A 5,823-nucleotide genomic window follows, 5' to 3' on the forward strand; every position below is an offset into this window, starting at 1 on the left:
CCGGAGCGCTGTCGGCCGGGCGGTCGGTGGCCGGCGGCGGCGAACCTAGCGATGTGATGGACATGATGCTTCCTTTATGACAAATCCCCGGCTGTCAAAAACAGCCGGGGAAACCCGATACGACTGAGGTTTTTGCCGCGCGCCAGGCGAACCGGGCGCGCGGCGCCGGCGATTAACCGCGGAGCAGCGACAGCACGTTGTTCGGCAGCGAGTTGGCTTGCGCCAGGATCGCGGTACCGGCCTGCTGCAGAATCTGGCCGCGGGTCATGTTGGCCGTTTCTGCGGCGAAGTCGGTGTCCTGGATGCGGCTACGAGCGGCGTTCAGGTTTTCCGAGGTCGTCTGCAGGTTGCTGATCGTCGAGGCGAAGCGGTTCTGCACTGCACCCAGCGATGCGCGGTTGTTGTTGATCGAGGTCAGCGCGGCGTCGATGGTGGCCAGGGCTTTGTTGGCGCCATCCACGGTGCTGATGTCGATGCCGGACACGGCGCTCAGCTTCGAGCCTTCGTTCTGCGAGGTCATCAGCGTGTTGGTGGCGTCGTCGCTGCCCACGGTGAAGCCCTGGGCCGAGTCGAAGCTCACGGTACCGCCGACCACGGCGCCCGCACCACCGCCACCGGCGGCGCCGAGAGCGGCGCTGGCGGCGCCCGAGGAACCGGTCACCGTCGCGGTGCCGAAGCCCACAGCGGCGTCAGTGCCCAGGTTTTCCAGCTTGATGTCGTTACCGGACGCGTCGGTCAGGGTCAGCTTGCCCTGCGAGTCAGCGGTCGCGGTGATGTTGGTGGTACCCGACTGGGCGTTGATGGCCTGGGCCACCGACGACAGGTTGTTGGTGTCCGACACGGTCGCGGAGATCGTCACGGCCGAGCTGTTGGCGCCCGACAGCTTGAACGACACGGCGCCGGCGGCCACGTTGGCGATGGTCGCGGTGGTCTTGGCGGTGGCGGTCACGCCGGTCTGCGAGGTCAGGCCGTTGACGGCTTCGGCGACTTGCTTGGCGGACGAACCGGCAGCCAGCTGGCTGGTGGTCTTGGACACGCCGTTGCCGGAGATGGTCAGGGTCTGCTGGGCAAACTGGTTGCTCACGCTGGCGAGGTCGGCACCGACCACGGCCACACCCATGTTGGTGGTGGAGGCGGCGTCGATGTTCGAGGACACGGTGTTGTTGCCGATGTCGGAGGCCTTGGCCGATGCGATACCGACCGAGATGGTCTGGTTGGCGTTGGCGCCGACCTGGAACTGGGAGTTGGTCAGGGTGCCGTCGAGGACGTTCTGGCCGTTGAACTGGGTGGTGTTGGCCACGCGGTTCAGTTCCTGGGTCAGCTGCAGGGTCTCGCCTTGCAGCGAAGCGCGGTCCGACGAGGAGTTGGTGCCGTTGGCGGACTGCACCGCCAGTTCACGAACGCGCTGCAGGATGTCGCTGGCGGTCGACAGGCCGCCTTCAGCGGTCTGGGCCAGGGAGATACCGTCGTTGGCGTTACGGACTGCCTGGTTCAGGCCCTTGATTTGCGACGTAAAACGCTCGGAGATCGCCAGACCTGCGGCGTCGTCCTTCGCGCTGTTGATGCGCAGACCGGAAGACAGGCGCTGCATCGAGGTGGAGAGCGCGCTCTGCGAAGAGGTCAGGTTACGCTGGGCGTTCAGGGAAGCGATGTTGGTGTTGATAGTAGATGCCATTTTTGATTCTCCAGAATCGTATTACGGGGTGGGCAACGTGCCCGGTCACTTTGGTCCGCTTCGCTGTTCAGAAGCGTTCAAACCGCTGTTGAAGCAGGTTACGGAGTGGCCCCGAAAAAGTTGATGGTGGGAACCGAACTATTTTTTTTCATCTGGCCCTCAAGTCCGCTTGGGCCTGCCCCGCTAAGTCGGCGGGTTTTTCGCGAACTTTAGGGCTGAAAAAATTATTTTTTTCCTCTTCAGGCCCCAGAAACGGCAAAGCCCGCACGGAGCGGGCTTTGCAAGCTTGGCAACGAACGGCCGGGTAACGATAGCTATTCGGCCACAACCACCCGGTTCTTGCCGGATTGCTTGGCTTGGTACATGGCCTTGTCGGCGCGCGCGACCAGGGCGTCCTGGCTTTCGTTGGGGTAGCGCAGGGCCACGCCGCAGGAAAAGGTGATGAGCACTTTTTCATTGTCGTGCATGAAGAAGTGCTTGGTCAGCTCGCGCTGCAAGCGGGTCATGGTCGCCGACGCCGCCTCGACGGTGGTCTCCGGCATGATGATGCAGAATTCCTCGCCACCGAAGCGGGCGATCACGTCGATCGAGCGCAGCGTGCCCTTCACGATCCGCACCAGGTGCTTGAGGGCTTCGTCGCCGGCCAGGTGGCCGTAGGTGTCGTTCAGGCGCTTGAAGTCGTCCAGGTCCAGGATCGCCAGGCACAGCGGAGTGCCGCGGCGGTCGGCGCGCGCCGTCTCGCGCTCGAACACGTCGTCCAGGCCGCGGCGGTTCAGGCTGCCGGTCAGCTGGTCTTCGCGCACCAGCTCGCTCATGTGCTGGAGCTGGGCTTCCAGCTTGGCGATGCGCTCCTCGGCATCCTCGACTTCCTGGCGCGCCTCCAGCATGCGGTCGCGCGACTTCAGGGTCTCGCTCTGCACGCTGCGGGTCTCGCGCAGAATCTCGTCCATCACCGCCTGCAGCTCCTCGATATTGCCGGCGCGGCCGATGCGCTCGGAGAAGCCGCCGATCTTCTCGTGGTAGTCGCCGGTGGCGGTGGCCACGGAGCCGAGCCGGTCGATGAAGGTCATCATCATGTTCTTCATCGTCTTCTTGACGTCGGCGAGGCTGCTGCGCAGCTGGCCCTGCTTGTAGATGACTTCCTTCAGGCTGCGGGTCGCGTCTTCCAGGGCGCGCGGGTCGAGCGGGCCCTTGATCAGCTCCTGCACCGCTTCCACCTGGCCGTGCAGCCAGCTGCCATCGTCCAGCAGCTCGGTGACGTTTTCCAGCAGCAGGCGGAACAGGCGCAGCAGCAGTTCCTGGGTCTCGGCCGCGTCGCCGCCGCGCAGTTCGATCTGGTAGCACAGCTGCTTCAGGCGGGCGGCCACGTCGGCCAGGTGCTCGTGCGACTGGGCGTTCTTGACTGCGGCGCCCAGGCTTTCGGCCTCGGCCACCAGTTCGGGCGAGCCGTTCAGCAGCGAGGCGACGGCGAAAGTGAGAGTGCGGGCCAGCAGCTCGCGCAGCTGGCGGCTTTCGTCGGTGTCCAGCAGCGGGATGTCCACGGCCGGGCGCTTGCCGAACTTTTCCGTCAGCTGGTTCAGGCTGCGGCCATAGCCGTCCCAGTCGCGGGCTTTCAGGGCGCGCGACAGCCGGCGGCCGTACTCGGCCATCTCGCCCGGCTGGGAGGTCAGGCGGCTCGCCAGGCCCGTGAGGACGAGCTCGGCACCTTCGTCGGTCGCCTGGGCGGCCTCCGGCGCGGCGGGGAGGCCCGCGATCTCGTTGTAGATGGTCCGGTAGGCGTCGGGCGTAGGCGCGATGCGGCGGGTGGCCAGGCGGCGAAAGGCTTCGCGCGCGATCTCGGCCGGGTTCTGCTCGGTGGTGGACATGGATGCTGCTCAGGTCAATCGGGAATTGACATCATGATACGGTTGGGCTTGCCCTACCGAAACGCGGAATAAGGGCGTTTCGGCATCTTACTTCAAAGCATGTGTTAACAACCGAAACTCAATCGATGAGCTGGTTTTTGATCGCGTAGTGTGTCAATTCCGCACTGTTCTTGAGCTTCATCTTGACCAGCAGGCGGGCCCGGTACTCGCTGATGGTCTTGACCGACAGTGACAATTCCTTGGCGATGGCGGACACCGTCATGCCGGAGGCGATCATGGTGAGGGTCTGGAATTCGCGGTCCGACAGCGCTTCGTGGGGCAGGGCTTCGTGGTTCTCGCCGAGCTGGTTGGCCAGCTCCTGGGCCAGGGCGGCGCTGACATACTTCTGGCCGGCGGCGACCTGGCGGATCGCGGTGACCAGCTCCTTGGGCGCGCTCTGCTTGGTCATGTAGCCGGCCGCGCCCGCCTTGAGCGAGCGGATCGCGTACTGGTCCTCGCGGTGCATGGACAGCATCAGCACGTTCACGTCCGGGTGGTCCTTCTTGATCTGCTTGAGGACTTCGATGCCGCTGCGGTCGGGCATGGAGATGTCCAGCAGCATCACTTGGCACTTGGCCTTGCGGAAATTCTTGACGGCGTCCACGCCGTTCTCGGCTTCCCCGGCGACCACGATGTCCGGCGATTCGGACAGGATCTGTTTCAGGCCCTCGCGCACGATGGCATGGTCGTCGGCAATGAACACCCGGATGGCGGCTTTGTCACTCATAGAACGGCAGGTCGATGGAGCAATCCAGGCCGTATTATCCGCTGACCGGACCGGTAAACGGAATGTTTATCGCCACCACCGTCCCGCCGCCTGTTGCATCGGCCACAGTGCAGGTCCCGCCCAGCGCCTGGGCCCGCTCGGCCATGCCGCGCAGGCCGAACGACTGCGGCTTCTGCCGGTCTTCCGGCGCGATGCCCACCCCGTTGTCGGTGATGGTCAGCTCCAGGCCCCAGTCCTGGGCCAGCAGCTTGACCTCGACCTCGGTGGCGCGGGCGTGCTTGGCGATGTTGGTCAGCGCCTCCTGCACCATGCGGAACACGGCGGTGGCGTGGTCGAGCGACAGGCGCGGGTCGCGCACCGTGGTCACGAAATGGCAGCGGATGCCGTCGTTCTGCTTCTCGAACTCGCCGCACTGCCATTCGAGCGCGGGCACCAGGCCCAGGTCCAGCATCGAGGGGCGCAGGTCGAGCGAGATCTGGTGGATGGCCTCGATGGTGCGGTCGACCAGGGCGTCCACGTACTCGGCTTTTTCGGTGAGCACGGGGGCGTCGCCGGGCAGCTTGCGCACCAGCATGGACAGCGCCATCTTGATCGCCGTGAGGTTGCCGCCCAGGTCGTCGTGGATCTCGCGCGCGATGCGGGTGCGCTCCTGCTCCTTGGCCTCCTCGATGTGCGCGGTCAGCTCGGCCAGCTCCTGGTGGGCGGTGTTCAGCTCCAATTGCTCGCGCTTGCTGGCGGTGATGTTGGTCATGATGCCATCCCACTGCACGCTGCCGCGCGGCTCCAGCAGCGCGCGCGGGGTGGCGCGCAGGTTGATCCACTTTTCGTCGTTCCATTCGGCGATCCAGATGCGGCCTTCCCAGTTCCAGGTGGCCAGGGTGCAGACCGACTCCATCATCGAATCGAGGTAAGACTGCTGGTCCTCGGGCAGGATCAGCTTCAGGAACAGTTCCGGCTGCTGCTGGAGCTGGGCCACGGACAGGCCCAGCAGCGGCTGGCAGCCGTCGGACAGGTAGGGGAAGGCGACGCTGCCATCCGGGTGCGCGGTGAACTGGTAGACCAGGCCCGGCATGTGGCTGGCAATGGCGTGGAAGCGGGCCTGGTACTGCTCCAGCGCGGCGGCGGCGGCCTGCTCGGCGCTGCGGTCGTCGCCCAGGGCCAGGATCAGCGATTTGCCGTCGCGCTGGCTGCGCAGGAAGTGCAGGGTGATCGGGTAGGTGGAGCCGTCGGCGCGGCGGTGCTGGGTGCGCATGCAGACCTGGGCGCCGATTTCCTCGCCCAGGCTGGCCATCAGCTGGCCGAACTGCTCGGGCGTGGTGCCGGGGGCCAGGTCCAGCGGGGTCATCCTGGTCAGCTGCTTGTGGTCGTAGCCGAGGTTGGCGCGCGCGGTCTGGTTCACGTCCACGAAGCGCAGGGTCTGGGCATCCAGCAGGTAGATTTCGGACTGGGCGGCCTGCATCATCGCGGCCAGGGTGGGGGCGGCTGGGGTCATGGGGCGATGATACACGGCGCGCCGG

The 5,823-nt window shown here is 65.6% G+C and carries 4 protein-coding genes; all 4 read right to left on the reverse strand.

The annotated features are described in order from the left end of the window. Window positions 1-172 precede the first annotated feature (172 nt). The gene (locus tag E4L96_RS01660) at window positions 173-1,675 is read right to left on the reverse strand and encodes a flagellin N-terminal helical domain-containing protein (protein WP_135205507.1); all 1,503 of its coding nucleotides are present in this window, start codon (window positions 1,673-1,675) and stop codon (window positions 173-175) included. A gap of 314 nt (window positions 1,676-1,989) precedes the next feature. Continuing rightward, complete coding sequence (locus E4L96_RS01665; RefSeq protein ID WP_135205508.1) at window positions 1,990-3,540, reverse strand: GGDEF domain-containing protein; 1,551 nt, start codon at window positions 3,538-3,540, stop codon at window positions 1,990-1,992. A 118-nt stretch (window positions 3,541-3,658) separates the two neighbouring features. Next, entirely contained in the window at window positions 3,659-4,306 is a 648-nt protein-coding gene (locus tag E4L96_RS01670) for a response regulator (RefSeq protein ID WP_135205509.1), read from the reverse strand. Window positions 4,307-4,340: 34 nt separating this feature from the next. Next, window positions 4,341-5,823: PAS domain-containing sensor histidine kinase (locus tag E4L96_RS01675; RefSeq protein WP_307721620.1), on the reverse strand; the 1,483-nt coding region annotated here is incomplete at its 5' end.

Source organism: Zemynaea arenosa (assembly GCF_004614185.1).
Lineage (GTDB): Bacteria > Pseudomonadota > Gammaproteobacteria > Burkholderiales > Burkholderiaceae_D > Telluria > Telluria arenosa.